Source organism: Shinella zoogloeoides (assembly GCF_033705735.1).
Taxonomy (GTDB): domain Bacteria; phylum Pseudomonadota; class Alphaproteobacteria; order Rhizobiales; family Rhizobiaceae; genus Shinella; species Shinella zoogloeoides_A.
This window is the reverse complement of the sequence record NZ_CP131130.1, coordinates 237,710-254,083: the sequence shown is the minus strand read 5'-3', so window position 1 is coordinate 254,083 and position 16,374 is coordinate 237,710. Positions and strand designations below refer to the sequence as shown.

Sequence of the window (16,374 nt, the reverse complement as noted above, 5' to 3'; positions counted from 1 at the left end):
GCTTAACCGGTGGCAGCAAGCGAGATGTCTTGTTTCAGGGACTGGCCGCGCGAGGCGGCGACGACCGCATCGACGTCCAGGATGAGGGCGACGCGCCCGTCACCGAGAATGGTGGCGGCGGCGATGCCCGGGACGTGGGTGTAGTTCGCCTCCAGGCTCTTGATGACGACCTGGCGCTGGCCCTGGATCGCATCGACCATGAGGGCACGCTGGCCGCCGCCTTCCGATTCGACGAGGAGCGCGACGCCGTCCATCGGGTTGGCCTGCGTGTTGCGGAAGTTGAGGATCCGGCCGACATCCACCAGCGGGCAGAACGAGTTGCGGATCGAGATGAGCCGCTGCGAGGCGCCGAAGGAATGGATGGCAGAGGCTTCCGGCTGCAGCGTTTCGACGATGGCCGTCAGCGGCACGACGAGCGTCTGGCCGGCGACCGTGACCACCATGCCGTCGAGGACGGCGAGCGTCAGCGGCAGGCTCATGGTGAAGACGGAGCCCTGCCCCGGCTTGGACGAGATCGAGATGCGACCGCCGAGCGCCTGGATCGAGCGCTTGACGACGTCCATGCCGACGCCGCGGCCGGACAGGTCCGAGACCTTGTCGGCGGTAGAGAAGCCGGCGTGGAAGATCAGGTTGTCGATCTCCTCGTCCGACAGGTTCGCATCGGCCGCGATCAGGTCGTTGTCGATGGCCTTCTGGCGCACCTTCTCGCGGTTGATGCCGGCGCCGTCGTCGGCCAGCTCGATGACGATGCGGCCCGAGCGGTGCTTTGCCGTGAGGCGGACGGTGCCTTCCGGGTTCTTGCCGAGGGCTTCGCGCTTCTCCGGCATTTCGAGGCCGTGGTCGACCGCGTTGCGGATCATGTGCGTCAGCGGCTCGGCGAGCTTGTCGATGACGGTCTTGTCGACTTCGGTGTTCTCGCCTTCGGTGATGAGGCGGACCGACTTGCCGGTGATGTCGGCGATTTCGCGGACGGTGCGGGCCATGCGCTGGAAGACCGGCTTGACCGGCTGCGCGCGGATCGCCATCACCGAATCCTGGATCTCGCGGGTGAGCTGCTGGAGCTCCTCGAGGCCCATATTGATGGAGGACGTGCCGTTCGTGTCGTTCTCGACCACGCTCTGCGAAAGCATCGCCTGGTTGATGACGAGTTCGCCGACGAGGTTGATCAGGCGGTCGACGCGGTCGAGATCGACGCGGATTGTCTGGCCTGCAGCGGCGGCCTGGTTCGCCTGCGCGGCGCTGGCGGCCGAGGCGGCGGCAGCGGCCTTGGCGTTTTCCGCGGCGCGGCTTGCAACCTGTGCGACCTTGGTGGCGGTTTCGGCGGCGGCGACGGCAGCAGCGGCATCGCTTTCGATGACGGCCGGCTCATCGGCTGCGGCAGCGCCACCGTCGTCGAGCATGGAAAGGTCGAAGGGGACGGGCTGCATCGGCAGCTCCTCGTCACCGGTCGCCTCACTGACCACGTCTTCCTCGATGGTCTGGATATCGAGGTCGCAGTCCCATTCGGCGAATTCGAAGACGGAGCGCACGCCGTCCTCGCCCTTGTCGGTCGTCACCGAGATCTTCCAGGAGAAATAGGCTTCCTCCGGGTTCATCTTGTCGAGCGTCGGCAGGGCGTCCATGTCGCAATAGACGCTCATCTCGCCGAGGCGGGAAACGTCGCGCAGCAGGAGGACGGCTTCGTTGCCCTTGGCGTAGAGGTCCTTCTTCGGCTTGAACGCGACCTGGACGGTCGGCACGTAATGGTCGGCCGGCTCCTCGTCGAAATCGCCGAAGGAGAAGGGGATCGGCTGGAAGCCTTCGTCGTTGACCGGCGGCTGCTCCACCACGGGCGCCGGCGCGGCGGCCTTGGGGGCTGCGGCAAGCTTCGGCGCGGGCTCGGCGGCGGCGGGCGCCTCGCCGTGGGCCAGCGCTTCCAGCTCGCGGATCAGGGTGCGGCTGCGCGATTCGTCGACGCTTCCGCCGTCGCGCGCCGCATTGGTGAGGTCCGCCAGCACGTCGGCGGACTTCAGCATGACCTTCAGGACGTCCTGTGTCGGCTCCAGCTTGTTGGATCGAACGCAATCCAGTGTCGTCTCGAACACATGGGCGAAGGAGACGAGATCATCGAGACCGAATGCACCGGCGCCGCCCTTGATCGAGTGGACGGCACGGAACACGGCATTGACCGTTTCGGGGTCGCGATCACCGTCGTTCAGCTTCAAGAGACCGGATTCCAGTTCCGCGAGCTGCTCCTCGCACTCCTGGAAGAAGATCTCTTTGATTTCGTTCATATCCATCGGGAGAATCCTGGATTTAGGCGGTTACGCGCTCGATTGCGTCGATCAGCTTGGTCGGATCGAAGGGCTTGACGATCCAGCCCGTCGCACCGGCCTGGCGGGCGCGGTTCTTCTTCTCGGCGTCGCTCTCGGTGGTGAGGACGAGGATCGGGATCGCCCGGTACTTCTCGTTGCGGCGCACGCCCTCGATGAAGCCGAAGCCGTCGAGGCGCGGCATATTGATGTCGGTGACGATGACATCCGGGTTCGCGTTTTCCAGCACTTCCAGGCCCTCGATGCCGTCTTCGGCCTGGATGGTCTCGAAGCCCGCATTATTGAGGGTGACCAGCAGCATGTTCCGGATCGTCCGGGAATCGTCCACGGTCAGGACTTTCTTCTTCATTGCCTAGCCTCCTGTGCCAGCAAGTGATCGATGTTCACGCCGATGAGTTGCAGCGTCTTGATGAAAGGGTCGGACACCTTGTTGAAGGTGAAGGGCTGCCTGTCCTCTTCCCAGCTTTTGGCGCCCGCCATCAGAACCTGGGCGCAGAGCGCGCCGACCCGCTCGACCGCCGAGGCGTCGATGACGAGCGGATTGCCCTTGAGGCTCATGAGCTGCGCGTGCAGGGCCGAGGCCTCGTTGAGATCGAGAACGGGGGCAAGGCTTAGACTTTTCTGAGCGGCTTTCTTGCTCGCCATTAGGGTGTTCCTTGTCTGCGTCTGTCCAAAATCGTCTTGGCCGCGGGCGGCTGGCTTCCGTCGGAAAGCCGGCTGCGCGCCGTCGAGAACCAGTGCCGGGGCCGCCTTTCGACCATCTCAGCCTCCAAAGCCGGCGGCGCGCGCCGTCAGGAAATCGAGAGGAGAGGCCGGCGTCTCAATCCGCTCGGGCACGGCGCGCGCGGCGGGCCGGGCCGGGCGCGGATCGCGCTGGGCGAGGTGGAATTCCCGCACCGTGCGGCCGAGTTCGAGAATGACCGTCTGGAGATCGCCGCCCATCGCGCCAACGCGGCCGGCGTCCGTGGCATCGGCCTCCAGCGCGCGGCCGGTCCGGCCGATCTCGGCGGTAACGCCTTCCAGTCCTTCGGCGTCGGCGGCGCTTTCGCGCGCGATGCCGGTGATGGCCTCGTTGATGCCCTCGACCTGGCGAACGATGTTGCCGATCGCATCCTGGGTGCGGTGGACATGCTCGACGCCGGCTTCCACCTGCGCCTTGGTGCCGGTGACGAGCTGCTTGATCTCGCGCGCCGCATCGGCCGAGCGCTGGGCGAGCGCGCGCACTTCCTGCGCGACGACCGCAAAGCCGCGGCCGCTGTCGCCGGCACGCGCTGCCTCGATACCGGCATTGAGCGCCAGCAGGTTCGTCTGGAAGGCGATCTCGTCGATGACGCCGATGATCTGGCCGATCTTCTCCGCCGATGCCTCGATATCCGCCATGGCGGACATCGCTTCGCCGACGATGGAGCCGCTGAGCGCGACCGACTGCTGGGTCGAGGCGGCGGCGCCCTGCGCCTTGCGCGTTTCGCCGAGCGTGTTACGCACGCGCTCGACGATGGCGCCGAGGGCGTTGGCGGTTTCGATGAGGTTGGCGGACTGCTCGGCGGAGCGGGCCGAGAGCGTGCCCGCGCCGGAGGCGAGCGTCGCGACGAGCCGGTCGCTCTCGTTTGCATTGTCCGCGACGGCGGTGAGGCGCGCCTGGATTTCGGCGAGCGCGTCGTTCAGCGTCCCGGCCAGATCGCGCCAGGCTTCGGGCATCTCGCCGGTGACGCGGGCGGAGAAATCGAGCTGCGAGAGGCCGCGGATGGCATCGCCGAAGACGCGGTCGAGTTCGGCCTGGTCTTCCTTGCGTTGTTCGCCGAGCGCGCGGTTATGCGCGTGGCGCATCTGGTTGAAGCGCAGCGACACGCCGATCTCCGCATCGACCATGGCCGTGCGCAGGAAGGCGGAGACGAGATCGGTCAGTTCCTTGCGGCGGGCCTTGCCGCCGGGCAGGATGGATTTCGGCCAATATTCCTCGATGAGACCGGTGACGACCGTCTCGACGACGACCGAATGGCCGGCAATGCGCCAGCGCGGGTCGAGGCCCATCTGGCTTTCGCTGTCGGCAAGAACCTTGACGCGCTCGGCATAGAGCCCGTCGAAGCGGGCGTCGGTCAGCACGCTCCAGTGGGAACTCTGGAGGTCGTGCAGCCGATCGATCTGGCGCTCGCTCTGGAAATGGCGGGCGGCATCGGGAAAGGTCTGGAAGCGCTGGAAGAGATCGCGAAGGGCCGTCTCGACGTGCCGTTCGAGTGTCTGGCGATGGCGGCGGAGCAATTCGCCCTGGTCGGCCTCGACGCCGGCAAAGCGCAAACGGTCGCGCAGGCTGGCTGCCTGTCCCGTTCGTGCCTGTTCTGCCGGCATTTCCTGCACCAATCTGCTCCCAAACCATGATGCCCGGCCGCCTCGCGGCGGCCGCTGAATTCTTTCATGGAGGAGGGCTGGCCGAGCCGTGCTCACGGAGCGGCGCCCTGCCGGCAAAGCGGCCTGCGGCACCACTCGACGATCCATGATCAAATTCGGTGAAACTCGAATACCGGCTCGGTTCCGGTACGGCGGTTCGGCGTCATGCCTGGGTGAGAAACGGCGAATTTCCCATTCCGACGTGTAGAGCCCATGTTTATGGTTAATTCCTTGCCTGAAGGTTAATGGTTCATAGTCCACTTCTGGCATCGCTAAAATTAACTCGACCCGACGTTGCACAAGCCACGGGCAAGCTCGCGCGCGTAGGACGGCCATGCACACTGACAATGTCGTCAGGAGGAACGGGCAATGATTGTTCTGGGACTGGGCGCCACCGCCATCGCTTCGGCAACGCTCGCGGCCATCTGTCTTCTCATCGGGATCGATGCGGGGCGCGCGCCGATGAGGGCACGGGTTTTCTAGCGCATCGCGCCGGAAGCCCCGTCACGCGCCCCCTTGCTTTCCCCCGCGCGCCTGCCACATTCTGGGAGGCGACGGAATGAGACCGTCAAAGGGAGCACATCATGGGCATTGAAAGCATTCTGGTATTCCTCATCGTCGGCGCGATCGCGGGCTGGCTTGCCGGCCTTATCGTCTCGGGCTTCGGTTTCGGGCTGATCGGCAACATCGTCGTCGGCATCGTCGGCGCGTTCATCGCCGGCTACCTCTTCCCCGCGCTGGGCATCAGCCTCGGCAGCGGCATCGTCGCCGCGATCATCCACTCCACGATCGGCGCGGTCATCCTGCTCGTGCTCATCAAGGTCATCAAGCGCGCCTGACAGGCAGCGGGCGCTGCCGCCTACCAGTTGAGGCCCCGCAGGGCGCGGATGCTGGAGGGCGGCAGCCTCGTGCTGCTCGAGGTGATGCCGTTTTCCTCGCAGACATAGACATTGCGCGGCATCCAGCGGGATTTCGTGCTGCGCGGCACCTCGATGGCCTGCCGGCAATTCATGCCGTTGCTGTTGCTGTATTCCTCGGTGGCGTCGGACGGGACGACGCCGGGAAGGTCCTTGAAAGCCTGCGCGTGACCGGCGGCGGCGGGCAGCAGGACCGCGAGGAGGGCAAGGATCGCTGGTGTCTTCATCGTCTTTTCCGGCAGCGCGCCGGCCTTCCGCATTTCATAAAGAGGTACCGCAGGCGGGCAACATGCGCTATAGGCCAGCGGATATTCAGATAGCTTAGATGGGGTTTTTCATGGCAAGTGCAATCCGGTATCACGAAGGCGACATCCCCGCCGCCGACGCCGCCCGCTATACCGGCGCCATCGCCATCGACACCGAAACGCTCGGCCTCGTGCCGCGCCGCGACCGGCTCTGCGTCGTGCAGCTCTCGCCGGGCGACGGCACCGCCGACGTCATCCGCATCGCCGCCGGCCAGAAGGAGGCGCCGAACCTCACCGCCATGCTGGAGGATCCGGCCCGCCAGAAGATCTTCCACTACGGCCGCTTCGACATCGCCGTGCTGTTCCACACCTTCGGCGTCACCACCACGCCGGTCTTCTGCACCAAGATCGCCTCGCGCCTGACCCGGACCTATACCGACCGCCACGGTCTCAAGGACAATCTCAAGGAAATGCTCGAGGTCGACATTTCCAAGCAGCAGCAGTCCTCCGACTGGGCCGCCGAGACGCTCTCGCCCGCGCAGCTCGAATATGCCGCCTCGGACGTGCTGCATCTCCATGCGCTGCGCGACAAGCTCACCGCCCGCCTCTTGCGCGATGGCCGGGCCGAGCATGCGGATGCGTGCTTCGCCTTCCTGCCGACCCGCGCCAAGCTCGACCTGCTCGGCTGGGACGAGACCGACATCTTCGCCCATAGCTGAGCCCCTTCGTGGAGAGCGACAGGCCGCACCAGACCGGGCCGACGCTGGAGCCGCTGCGCCGGCTGATCCGCGGCCGGCTCGAAAGGCTCCCCTCCGGGCTTGCCGAATTCATCCTGTTCGGTCTCAAGCAGGCCTGGGCCTGCCTTTTCGCCGGGCTGATGCTCGGCCTCATCATCCTCACCAAGCTCGTCTGGCAGCCGGACTGGCCGATCCATCGCTACGACGCGCTGTTCGTGTCGGCGCTCGCGATCCAGGTCACCTTCCTCGCGCTGAAGATGGAGACCGTCGAGGAAGCCAAGGTCATCCTGATCTATCACCTCGTCGGCACCGCCATGGAGATCTTCAAGGTCCATATGGGGTCCTGGGCCTATCCGGAGGAGGCGATCATCCGCCTTGGCGGTGTGCCGCTCTTTTCCGGCTTCATGTATGCCTCGGTCGGCAGCTACATGGCGCGCGCCATCCGCATCTTCGACATGCGCTTCACGCGCTATCCGCCGTTCTGGACGACGGCGCTGCTGGCGGCCGCGATCTATGCCAATTTCTACCTGCACCACTTCCTCGCCGATATCCGCATCGCCCTCTTCGCCGCGACGGTGCTGCTTTTCGGGCGCGTGCGCATCTACTACACGGTGGAGGAAAGGCCGCGCTGGATGCCGCTGGTGGTCGCGGCCTTCTTCACCAGCATCTTCCTCTGGATCGCCGAGAACATCGGCACGGCGACGGGCGTCTGGCTCTATCCGGGCCAGCAGACATGGCACATGGTACCGTTCACCAAGCTCGGCTCGTGGTATCTGCTGCTCTATGTCAGCTTCGTGCTCGTGACGATCGTCTGCCGGCCGGAGCCGCCGGATGCCGCGCCGGCCCGGGCGGGACAGGCTTAACGTCCAGTTAACGGCCTCGGCGGTATTCTCCGGGCAAGACCGGAGGTTGCCATGTTGACACCCCTGCAGAGCGCGCAGTCCACCGCCGCCGTCTCGGCCATGCAATCGATCGTCGAGACGATCGAGGATCGCCGCCGCGAGGAAGCGGAAAAAGCGAGCGGGCAGAAGAAGGACGAGATCCGCGCCCAGGCCGAGCTGCGCTCGGACGATGCCGCACGCCAGGCCAATGCCCGCATCAACGAGCATTTCTTCGGCAGCAATGCCCGCGGCGGCGACACGCTCGCCAAGCTGATCTCCCGTTTCAGCGAGACGCTCGGCGTCAGCCAGCAGGACGGCGAGACCGCCCGTGCCTTCGCCCAGCGCCTCGCCGACAAGCTCACCCTCATCGACAGCGTCGGGCTTCCGGCCAAGGACAGCACGTCCGGCGTCACCCTGCTTTCGCTCGGCACGACCCTTTCCGCCGTAAAGCAGGCGATGAGCGGCGCCTCGGACGACGCGGCCGCCAACCTCGTCGCCCGCCTTGCCCTCGCGACCGGCGTGACACAGGGCGAAGACGAGGCGGATGCCGATTTCCAGCAGCGCCTTTCCGCCATGCTCACGCGCCAGCGCGGCGAATTGCCGGCGGACGTGGCGACGCTCGAAAAGACCACCGGCCTTTCCGATCTCGGCCTCAGGGCGAGCGACCTCGTCGCGGCGATCCGCGATCCCTATGGGGCCGGCGCCCAGCGCGTGAAGGAAGCGCTGGCCGACAAGGCGGACGCGGAAAAGGCGCTGACGCCGGAAATGCGCAAGGTGCTGGCGCGCCTCGAAGATACGGCGAAGCCGAAATCGCTGGAGGAACTGAGGCTCGACCGGAGCAAGCGCGACCCGACCCGCATCGAGGATGCGCAAACACGCAAGGAGCGCGAGGAAACGATCGGCAAGCTCGAAGCCGGCGACAGGCTGGAGGACGTCCGGAAGCTTCAGGATGCCGTGGGCCGCGCCCATGAGGACGCCGCAAAGGGCGAGACGGGCGACAAGACCTTCGGCGACGTGCTCGACACAATCCAGCTTCTGGCCGCAGGCGCCGAGGCGACGGCGATCGCCGACAGGACGGCGGAGAAACCTCACGACAATGCTACATCCGGCACGGACACGCCGGCCGAAACCAGCGGCGAGGCGGTGCGCAATCTCGATACGGCCGGCACCCGCGAGCAGCAGGAACGGGAAGAGGCGAGGAAGGATATCTTCGTGCTGCGCGTCGACGACAACGGGATCTACGACCTCATCACCCGCCAGCTCGTCGCCTGACGACTACGGCTTGCGCCGCACGATGCCAAGCCGCGCCATGACCTCCGGCGGAATGCCGTAGCGGCGGATCGCGTCTTTCTGGCTGCGCAGGCCGCACATTTCGCGCTGGATGAAGAAGGCCCAGACCTTGTCAGCCGCGTCGTCGAGGAGGTTTTCGCGCTCCTGCCCGCCGCAACCGGCGGCCAGCCGCTCGGCAAGGAGAGCCAGCGCCTTCTCCACCTTCAGCCCATGCCGGCCGAGCGAATCCGCCCGCTCCGACATCAATTCGTATTCGAGGATATTGAGCCCCGTATCCTTCGTGAAGGAAGGGGCGAGCGCCTGCGGCGGGCGAACCGTCATCTCTCGTCTCCAGTCATCGACCTGAAGATGGAGCGGCCGGGGCCGGACCGCAAGGGCCTCAGACGGCGCGGGCGCGCACCTCGTCGAGGGTCCAGTCCACCAGCAGCCTTCCGTCGCGCCAGACCGGCTGCAACAGGTTCCGCCGGCCGGCAAGCTGGTCAACGCGCGCCGCTTCCGGGCCGAGATAGCCTTCGACCACCGCCTGTCGGCCGGCCTTGGAGGCCTTGACGTTCATGGTCGCCGGGCGCTTGTAGACGTCGTGCCAGGCCCCTTTGGCGTCCTGCCGGGCATTGGCCTTCATGGCGAAGGAATAGGTGTCGCGATTGACGCGCTGGAGCAGCCCCGCCCCCATGCCGAAGGCGATATTCTCCGCCGAGAAGCCGAAGGCCTCCAGCCGGCCGAGGATGAGGCCGATATCGGCCGGCGAGATGCCGTCGCCCTGGATGACGCGCACGCTGTTGTCGAGCACCTTGTAGCTCTTGGCGTTGAGATGCGTGCCGAAGGCATAGGCGAGCTGGCGCACCACCTGCACCGGGGTTTCCACCGGATCGCCGCTGTCGGGGCGCACGACGAGCGTGCCGCCGGCCGCCTGCACGCGATCCTTGAGCTGCTTGCCCCAGATCTCCGAAACGGCATTGTTGATGTCGTAGCTGTCCGACACGACGGCATAGAGCCCCTTGCTGCCGAACTGGTCGATCATGTTGCCATAGGCTTCCGCCTCGCGGTCCTGACCCCAGGAGGTCATGGTCGAGTGCTCGGAGGCCGGGATCGAGAAGCCGGCCATGTCCGCGCCGTAGTAGCGGCGGGCATAGAGCACGCCGGTCACCGTATCCGTGCCCATGAAATTGACGAGATGGGCGACGCCGCCGATGCCGGCCTGCTCGAAGCTCGTCGTGCCGCGCGCGCCGAAATCATGCAGGCGGAAGGGCAGCACCGCGGCCGGGTCTTCGCAGGTCTTTTCCAGGATGGGCTGGATGATCTGCTTCACCTTGCGCGAATTGGAAGCGACCGTGCTCGGATACCAGATGGCGCGCAGCAGCGCGGTCTCGATATAGGAGGTCAGCCAGAAGCAGGTCGGATCCGTGTTGACCACCTGCGCCACCGGCACCCCGCGGCGCACCAGCGTGCCCTCCGGCAGCGCCTCGATGAGGAGCGGCAGGTAGCCGCCGTGCTTGTGAACAATATGTTCCCAGCCTTCGCGGTTGAACGGCAGGCCATGGGCGGTGACGATCGCCTCCGCCTCGTCGATGTCCGAAAGCGTCGCGGGCTTCGACAGGTATTCCTTGAGGAACATCTGGAGGCCGAAGAACAGCACCTCGGCATGGTCGGAATGGCCGCGCGCCTCGACATAGGAGGAGATCGCCTGCGTTTGCGGCGGATATTGCAGGTAGTGGCTGAACTTGTAGCTGTCGGTATTGAGGATGAGGTTGGTGAGGTTCATCAGGGGTCTCCGCCGCATCCGCCGCCCGCCTCCGGCCAACAGTGCCGGGAAGATTTACGCGAGCCGAGCATAAGGGGCAAGGGCGCTACGAAAGCAACCTCGCCGTTCTACTGCATCTGCGAAGTATTCATGGTCCGTTAGCGTTTCGTTAACCATAAAATGCCAATGGTAGGAACCAAAGCGTTGTTCGGCGTTCCGGGTTTCCCGTCCCGCACAGTCAGCGGTCCAGTGCTCTGCCGGTTCATCCCGCCGCCGCCCCGCATCAATGCCCGGTTTGCCGGGCCGACAGCTTGTCACTTCGCAGCGTCGCGCATGATGCGCCATCCGACGGACGATGGAACATTGGCAGGCCCTTGCGATGGACGGCATCGGCAGGGCGAACAGGAGGCGGGCATGCTGCCGCATGTGGCACCGACGACCGGCACAGCACAGTCCACCCCTGCCCTTCAGGCAGGCGGGACGGCCGATGCCGCCGTCAAGCCGCAGCTTTCCGCCGCCGCCCTTGCCAATCTGCGCGCCGAAGTGCTCCTGCGCCTCATCGAGACCATGCTGAAGCACATGCCGCCGGCCGGCGGGAACGATCCCGGCCGCGACCTTCTCGAAACGCTGCTCACCCTCCTGAAGTCCATGCCTGGCGGGGAAGGCGGCCGCAAGCTCGCCGACATCATCACAAGGCTGCCGCCGGAGCTGCGCCCGAGCGTGGAGAAGCTGATCGGCACCGTGCTTTCCGCCATGCCGACGCGCAGCCTCGTCGAGGTCGTGCGCAATCCGAATGGACCGGAAGCGCAGAAGCTCGCCAATCTCCTGACAACCAGCCTGCCGGCCGGGACGCTTGCCGGCGGCGCTGCCGAACGCCAGCAGAAACCGGTCGCACTCACCGCCCAGCAGCTTGCCGCCGTCGCGCGCCACGACGGCACGCAGCAGGCCGGGCAGACGCCCGGCGATGCCCGCGCACTCCAGACCGTACTGAAGCGCATCTTCGATCTCGACGGCAACAGCAGGCCACGCGCCCTGCCCGCCGACACGGCCGAGGCCGACGAGCCGCTGCCCCTCCAGAGCCGAGCCGCCGTCGCGACCGGCGGGTCGGCCCACGCGGAACCGCGCCTGCCCGCCGCAAAGGCCGCAGGACAGGAACCGCTGGAAGCCGCCGCCGCGACGCTCCGCCATCAAGGCAGCGCCGAAGAACTGGATGCACCCGCCCCCATCGCGAAGCGCGCCGAGACGCCGGTGCGGGCGCAGATCGCCAATGCAGCCGGCCAGGCGCTCGCGCGTGGCGTCTTGCAGGCCGTGACGCGGGACATGCCGCCCGAAATGCTCATGCAGGCCGTCGCACATCTAATGGAAAACCTTTCGCCGGAAGAGGCGAGCTTCCTGCGCACGCTGCTCGAACGCCCCTTCGGGCCGGAGGTCGAGCAGGAGCTCGCCCAGATGGTCCGCGACCAGGCGGACGGCGGCCGGGCAGGCGGCAAGGCGCAGCCGGAGACGACGCATTCGACACAGCCGCGCCCGGCAGGCGAGCCCGACAAGCCGCTGCCCCTGCAGCAGGCGCACGGAGCCGCCTCTGCCGTGGCGCTTGCCGACGCCACGCCCGAAAGGCTTGTGGCAACGCCGATGCTGCGCGAGGGCGTGCCGCTCGCCTTCGTGCCCTACCTGCCGGCCGAAGAGAATGTCGAATGGCCGGAGCCGCGTGAGGCGGAACAGGACGAGGCCAACGAGGAAAACCCCGGCGAGGGCGAAGACGGCGGCGGCGAAGCGGAAGCGGAGGGCGGCGCCCCGGGCGAAGAGCCCGAAAGCGCAGACATGGCGCGCCGTCGCGAGAAGACGGCGGAGATGGTCGGCGTTCTGGAGCCCGGCCTCGTCTTCTACCAGAAGCTCGGCGACTACTGGACCTGACCGATCCCCCAAAGAAAAAGCCCGCGGGGATCGCTCCCCGCGGGCTCTTCATTTCGTAAGCGAAGGCTTACTCGGCGTTGTTGCGGTTCTTCAGAGCCGCGCCGAGGATGTCGCCGAGCGAAGCGCCCGAGTCGGACGAACCGAACTGTGCGACGGCTTCCTTCTCTTCGGCGATTTCCAGCGCCTTGATCGAAAGCTGGATCTTGCGATCCTTCTTCGAGAAGCTCAGGACGCGGGCGTCGACGGTCTGGCCGACCGAGAAACGCTCCGGACGCTGTTCGTCACGGTCACGCGACAGGTCGCCACGACGGATGAACGCGGTGATGTCTTCGTGGTTGACGAGCTTCACTTCGATGCCGCCATCGTTGACCGCGATGACTTCAGCCGAAACGACTGCGTTCTTGCGCAGGTCGCCGGAAGCAGCAGCTTCGCCGACCGAGTCACGGCCGAGCTGCTTGATGCCGAGCGAGATGCGCTCCTTGTCGACGTCCACATCCAGAACGACAGCCTTGACGACGTCGCCCTTGTTGAACTCTTCGATGACCTGCTCGCCCGGACGGTTCCAGTCGAGGTCCGACAGGTGAACCATGCCGTCCACGTCGCCGTCGAGGCCGATGAACAGACCGAATTCGGTCTTGTTCTTGACTTCGCCTTCGACTTCCGTGCCAGCCGGGTGGCTGTGCGCGAAGGCCTGCCACGGGTTCTCGAGGGTCTGCTTGAGACCGAGCGAGATGCGGCGCTTCGTCGGGTCGACTTCGAGAACGACAACGTCGACTTCCTGGCTCGTGGACAGGATCTTGCCGGGGTGTACGTTCTTCTTGGTCCAGGACATTTCGGAGATGTGGATCAGGCCTTCGATGCCCGGCTCCAGCTCGACGAACGCACCGTAGTCGGTGATGTTCGTGACGGTACCGGAGATCTTCTTGCCGACCGGGTACTTCGTGCCGATGCCATCCCACGGATCCGACTCGAGCTGCTTCATGCCGAGCGAGATGCGGTGGGTTTCCTGGTTGATGCGGATGATCTGAACCTTGACCTGCTGGCCAATGGACAGGATTTCCGACGGATGGTTGACGCGGCGCCAGGCCATGTCGGTGACGTGCAGCAGGCCGTCGATGCCGCCGAGGTCAACGAACGCACCGTAATCGGTGATGTTCTTGACGACGCCGTCAACAACCTGGCCTTCTTCGAGGTTCTGAACGATTTCAGAACGCTGCTCGGCGCGCGACTCTTCCAGAACCGTGCGGCGCGAAACGACGATGTTGCCGCGGCGCTTGTCCATCTTGAGGATTTCGAAGGGCTGCGGGTTGTGCATGAGCGGCGTGACGTCGCGGATCGGACGGATGTCGACCTGCGAACGCGGCAGGAAGGCAACGGCGCCGTCGAGATCGACGGTGAAGCCACCCTTGACCTGGTTGAAGATGACGCCTTCGACGCGCTCGCCGGCTTCGAACTTGACTTCGAGCTTGGCCCAGCTTTCTTCGCGGCGAGCCTTTTCGCGCGAGAGAACAGCTTCACCAAGCGCGTTTTCGATGCGCTCGACGTAGACTTCGACTTCGTCGCCGACCTTCAGCGTGCCGTCCTTGGACTTGGCGCCGAATTCCTTCAGCGGAACGCGACCTTCAACCTTGAGGCCGACGTCGACGATGGCGACGTCCTTTTCGATCGCGGTAACGATGCCCTTGGCGACATAGCCTTCGGCGAGATCGTTAGCGGCGAAGGATTCCTGCAGAAGGGCTGCGAAATCTTCGCGCGTGGGGTTTGCTTGAGACATTGAAACTCCTGATGTGCCAAAGGCACGGGCGCCGGGGGTTAGCGTTGGTGATGAACGAGGCTCAATCCGCTACCCTTGGGCAGCAAATCCGGCGCGGGGACAGGCCTTGTTCTTATGTTTCGCAACACCGGACGGAAAACCGCTTGCGCACTTTTCCTGGCGTTACTGGTGCTTAAGCGCGGCGTCGATGAACGACTTTGCCGCGGAAAACGCCGCCTCTATACTCATTTCCGAGGTATCGAGCAAGTGCGCATCGTCAGCGGGCTTCAGCGGACTGTCCGCCCGGCCCATGTCGCGCTCGTCGCGGCGGCGGATATCCTCAAGGATCGTCCCGTAATCGGCCACCCCGCCGCCGGCGACGATCTCGTCGGAGCGGCGCTTGGCGCGCACTTCGGCCGAGGCCGTGACATAGAGCTTCACCGGCGCATCCGGGCAGACGACCGTGCCGATATCGCGCCCGTCGAGCACCGTGCCCGGCTCGCGGGCGGCAAAACCCTGCTGCGCCTCGACCAGCGCCCGGCGCACCGAGGGCATGACCGCGATCTTCGAGGCCGCCTCGCCGATGGCGTGGGCCGACAGAATGGAGCGATCGAGCCCACCGAGGTCGAGGTTCTTCGCCACATCGGCCGCCACCGCCTCGTCATCGAGCGGCAGGCCACGATCCAGCAGGGCCTTCGCCGTCGCCCGATAGGTCAGCCCCGTATCGAGATGATGGAAGCCGTACTCCTCCGCGATCCGGCGGGAGAGTGTGCCCTTGCCGGCGGCGGCGGGACCGTCGATGGCGATGGTGAAGGTCATCAGGCGGCCTTCGTGTCGTGAAGCTCGATCTTCGCGCCGAGGCCGGTCATCAGGTCCATGAATTCGGGGAAGCTCGTGGCGATCATTGTGGCGTCGTCGACCGTGACAGGGTTCTCCGAGACGAGGCCCATGACGAGGAAGCTCATGGCGATGCGGTGGTCGAGATAGGTGGCGACGGCAGCGCCCGAGGCATTGCCGAGACCCTTGCCATCCGGGCGGCCGCGCACGACGAGCGATGCTTCGCCCTCGTCGCAATCGACGCCGTTGAGCTTGAGGCCATCGGCGACGGCCGAAAGGCGGTCGCTTTCCTTGACGCGCAGCTCGTCGAGGCCGTTCATGACGGTGGTGCCTTCGGCAAAGGCGGCCGCCACGGCGAGGACCGGATATTCGTCGATCATCGACGGCGCGCGATCTTCCGGCACCGTGACACCCTTCAGCGCCGAGGAGCGCACGCGCAGGTCCGCCATGTCCTCGCCGCCGGCAAGGCGCGCATTCAGGACCTCGATGTCCGCGCCCATTTCCTGCAGCGTCAGGATGAGACCGGTGCGGGTCGGGTTCATCAGAACGTTGAGAATGGTCACGTCGGAGCCCGGCACGAGCAGCGCCGCCACCAGCGGGAAGGCCGTCGAGGACGGGTCGCCCGGCACGTCGATGACCTGGCCCGTCAGCTTGCCGCGGCCTTCGAGCCGAATGGTGCGCACGCCGTCGGCATCGGTGTCGACCGTCAGGTTCGCGCCAAAACCCTGCAGCATCTTCTCGGTGTGGTCGCGCGTCATGATCGGCTCGATGACGGTGGTGATGCCGGGCGTGTTGAGGCCGGCGAGCAGCACGGCGGACTTCACCTGGGCGGAGGCCATCGGCACGCGATAGGTGATCGGCGTCGGCGTTTTTGGCCCGCGCAGCGTCACCGGCAGGCGATCACCTTCTGCAGAGGTGACCTGCACGCCCATTTCGCGCAGCGGGTTTAGCACGCGGCCCATCGGGCGCTTGGTCAGCGAGGCATCGCCGATGAAGGTGGAATCGAAATCATAGACGCCGACGAGACCCATGGTGAGGCGGCAGCCGGTGCCGGCATTGCCGAAATCGAGCGGCGCCTGCGGTGCCAGCAGCGCGCCGTTACCGACGCCGTTGATGATCCAGGTGTCGCCTTCCTTGCGGATCCTGGCGCCCATGGCCTGCATGGCCTTGCCCGTATTGATGACGTCCTCGCCTTCGAGCAGGCCCGTAATGCGCGTCTCGCCGCTGGCAAGGCCGCCGAACATGAAGGAACGGTGCGAAATCGACTTGTCGCCGGGAATGCGGACGGTTCCGGAAAGGCCGGAGGATTTGCGGGCGGTTGCGGGCCGTGCGACAGCGCCGTGCGACATGGGCGTCTTCCTT

15 protein-coding genes are annotated in these 16,374 nt (G+C 65.9%); 5 read left to right on the top strand and 10 right to left on the bottom strand.

Translation table 11 applies throughout. The features are described 5' to 3' along the window. Positions 1 to 2 precede the first annotated feature (2 nt). From ShzoTeo12_RS01230 to ShzoTeo12_RS01215, 4 genes are all read right to left on the bottom strand, one after another. Positions 3 to 2,279, bottom strand: a complete 2,277-nt coding sequence (locus ShzoTeo12_RS01230) for a chemotaxis protein CheA (RefSeq protein WP_318910934.1) — start codon at positions 2,277 to 2,279, stop codon at positions 3 to 5. Between the two features lie 16 nt (positions 2,280 to 2,295). Further along, positions 2,296 to 2,661, bottom strand: coding sequence for a chemotaxis response regulator CheY1 (gene cheY1 / locus ShzoTeo12_RS01225; protein WP_069059983.1), 366 nt, complete (start codon positions 2,659 to 2,661; stop codon positions 2,296 to 2,298). Beyond that, on the bottom strand, positions 2,658 to 2,957 hold the full coding sequence (locus ShzoTeo12_RS01220; protein WP_119257654.1) for an STAS domain-containing protein: 300 nt from the start codon (positions 2,955 to 2,957) through the stop codon (positions 2,658 to 2,660). The genes cheY1 and ShzoTeo12_RS01220 overlap by 4 nt, the downstream gene beginning before the upstream one ends. 117 nt (positions 2,958 to 3,074) lie before the next feature. Beyond that, a complete protein-coding gene (locus tag ShzoTeo12_RS01215) occupies positions 3,075 to 4,658 on the bottom strand; it encodes a globin-coupled sensor protein (protein WP_318910932.1) in 1,584 nt (527 codons plus the stop codon). Between the two features lie 623 nt (positions 4,659 to 5,281). On the opposite strand from ShzoTeo12_RS01215, the gene ShzoTeo12_RS01210 reads away from it, so the two are divergent. Next, entirely contained in the window at positions 5,282 to 5,536 is a 255-nt protein-coding gene (locus tag ShzoTeo12_RS01210) for a GlsB/YeaQ/YmgE family stress response membrane protein (protein ID WP_119257653.1), read from the top strand. A 20-nt stretch (positions 5,537 to 5,556) separates the two neighbouring features. Here the strand turns inward: ShzoTeo12_RS01210 and ShzoTeo12_RS01205 are convergent, their stop codons facing one another. Beyond that, positions 5,557 to 5,841, bottom strand: a complete 285-nt coding sequence (locus ShzoTeo12_RS01205) for a hypothetical protein (RefSeq protein WP_162911441.1) — start codon at positions 5,839 to 5,841, stop codon at positions 5,557 to 5,559. A gap of 110 nt (positions 5,842 to 5,951) precedes the next feature. On the opposite strand from ShzoTeo12_RS01205, the gene ShzoTeo12_RS01200 reads away from it, so the two are divergent. The 3 genes from ShzoTeo12_RS01200 to ShzoTeo12_RS01190 are packed head-to-tail and all read left to right on the top strand — an operon-like array spanning position 5,952 to position 8,749. Further along, a complete protein-coding gene (locus ShzoTeo12_RS01200; RefSeq protein ID WP_119257775.1) occupies positions 5,952 to 6,578 on the top strand; it encodes a ribonuclease D in 627 nt (208 codons plus the stop codon). Between the two features lie 8 nt (positions 6,579 to 6,586). Further along, the gene (locus ShzoTeo12_RS01195; RefSeq protein WP_318910930.1) at positions 6,587 to 7,459 is read left to right on the top strand and encodes a DUF817 domain-containing protein; all 873 of its coding nucleotides are present in this window, start codon (positions 6,587 to 6,589) and stop codon (positions 7,457 to 7,459) included. Positions 7,460 to 7,510: 51 nt separating this feature from the next. Then, entirely contained in the window at positions 7,511 to 8,749 is a 1,239-nt protein-coding gene (locus ShzoTeo12_RS01190; RefSeq protein ID WP_318910929.1) for a hypothetical protein, read from the top strand. 3 nt (positions 8,750 to 8,752) lie between these two features. Here ShzoTeo12_RS01190 and ShzoTeo12_RS01185 read toward each other — a convergent pair whose 3' ends face one another. Continuing rightward, positions 8,753 to 9,088, bottom strand: a complete 336-nt coding sequence (locus ShzoTeo12_RS01185; protein WP_318910928.1) for a DUF6665 family protein — start codon at positions 9,086 to 9,088, stop codon at positions 8,753 to 8,755. Positions 9,089 to 9,146: 58 nt separating this feature from the next. Beyond that, positions 9,147 to 10,529 (bottom strand): nicotinate phosphoribosyltransferase, encoded by a 1,383-nt coding sequence (locus ShzoTeo12_RS01180; RefSeq protein ID WP_318910926.1) that lies wholly within the window; start codon positions 10,527 to 10,529, stop codon positions 9,147 to 9,149. Positions 10,530 to 10,922: 393 nt separating this feature from the next. On the opposite strand from ShzoTeo12_RS01180, the gene ShzoTeo12_RS01175 reads away from it, so the two are divergent. Next, a complete protein-coding gene (locus ShzoTeo12_RS01175) occupies positions 10,923 to 12,422 on the top strand; it encodes a hypothetical protein (RefSeq protein ID WP_318910924.1) in 1,500 nt (499 codons plus the stop codon). Positions 12,423 to 12,489: 67 nt separating this feature from the next. On the opposite strand, the gene rpsA is transcribed toward ShzoTeo12_RS01175, so the two are convergent. The 3 genes from rpsA to aroA form a co-directional block, all read right to left on the bottom strand. Further along, positions 12,490 to 14,196 carry a 30S ribosomal protein S1 gene (rpsA, locus tag ShzoTeo12_RS01170; RefSeq protein ID WP_119257647.1) on the bottom strand — a complete coding sequence of 569 codons (1,707 nt, stop codon included), beginning with the start codon at positions 14,194 to 14,196 and terminating at the stop codon, positions 12,490 to 12,492. 162 nt (positions 14,197 to 14,358) lie between these two features. Continuing rightward, positions 14,359 to 14,994: a (d)CMP kinase gene (gene cmk, locus ShzoTeo12_RS01165; RefSeq protein WP_318910922.1), complete on the bottom strand. Its 636-nt coding sequence runs from the start codon at positions 14,992 to 14,994 to the stop codon at positions 14,359 to 14,361. Beyond that, positions 14,994 to 16,361 (bottom strand): 3-phosphoshikimate 1-carboxyvinyltransferase, encoded by a 1,368-nt coding sequence (gene aroA / locus ShzoTeo12_RS01160; RefSeq protein ID WP_318910920.1) that lies wholly within the window; start codon positions 16,359 to 16,361, stop codon positions 14,994 to 14,996. Before aroA ends, cmk begins: the two co-directional genes overlap by 1 nt. Between the last annotated feature and the right edge of the window lie 13 nt (positions 16,362 to 16,374).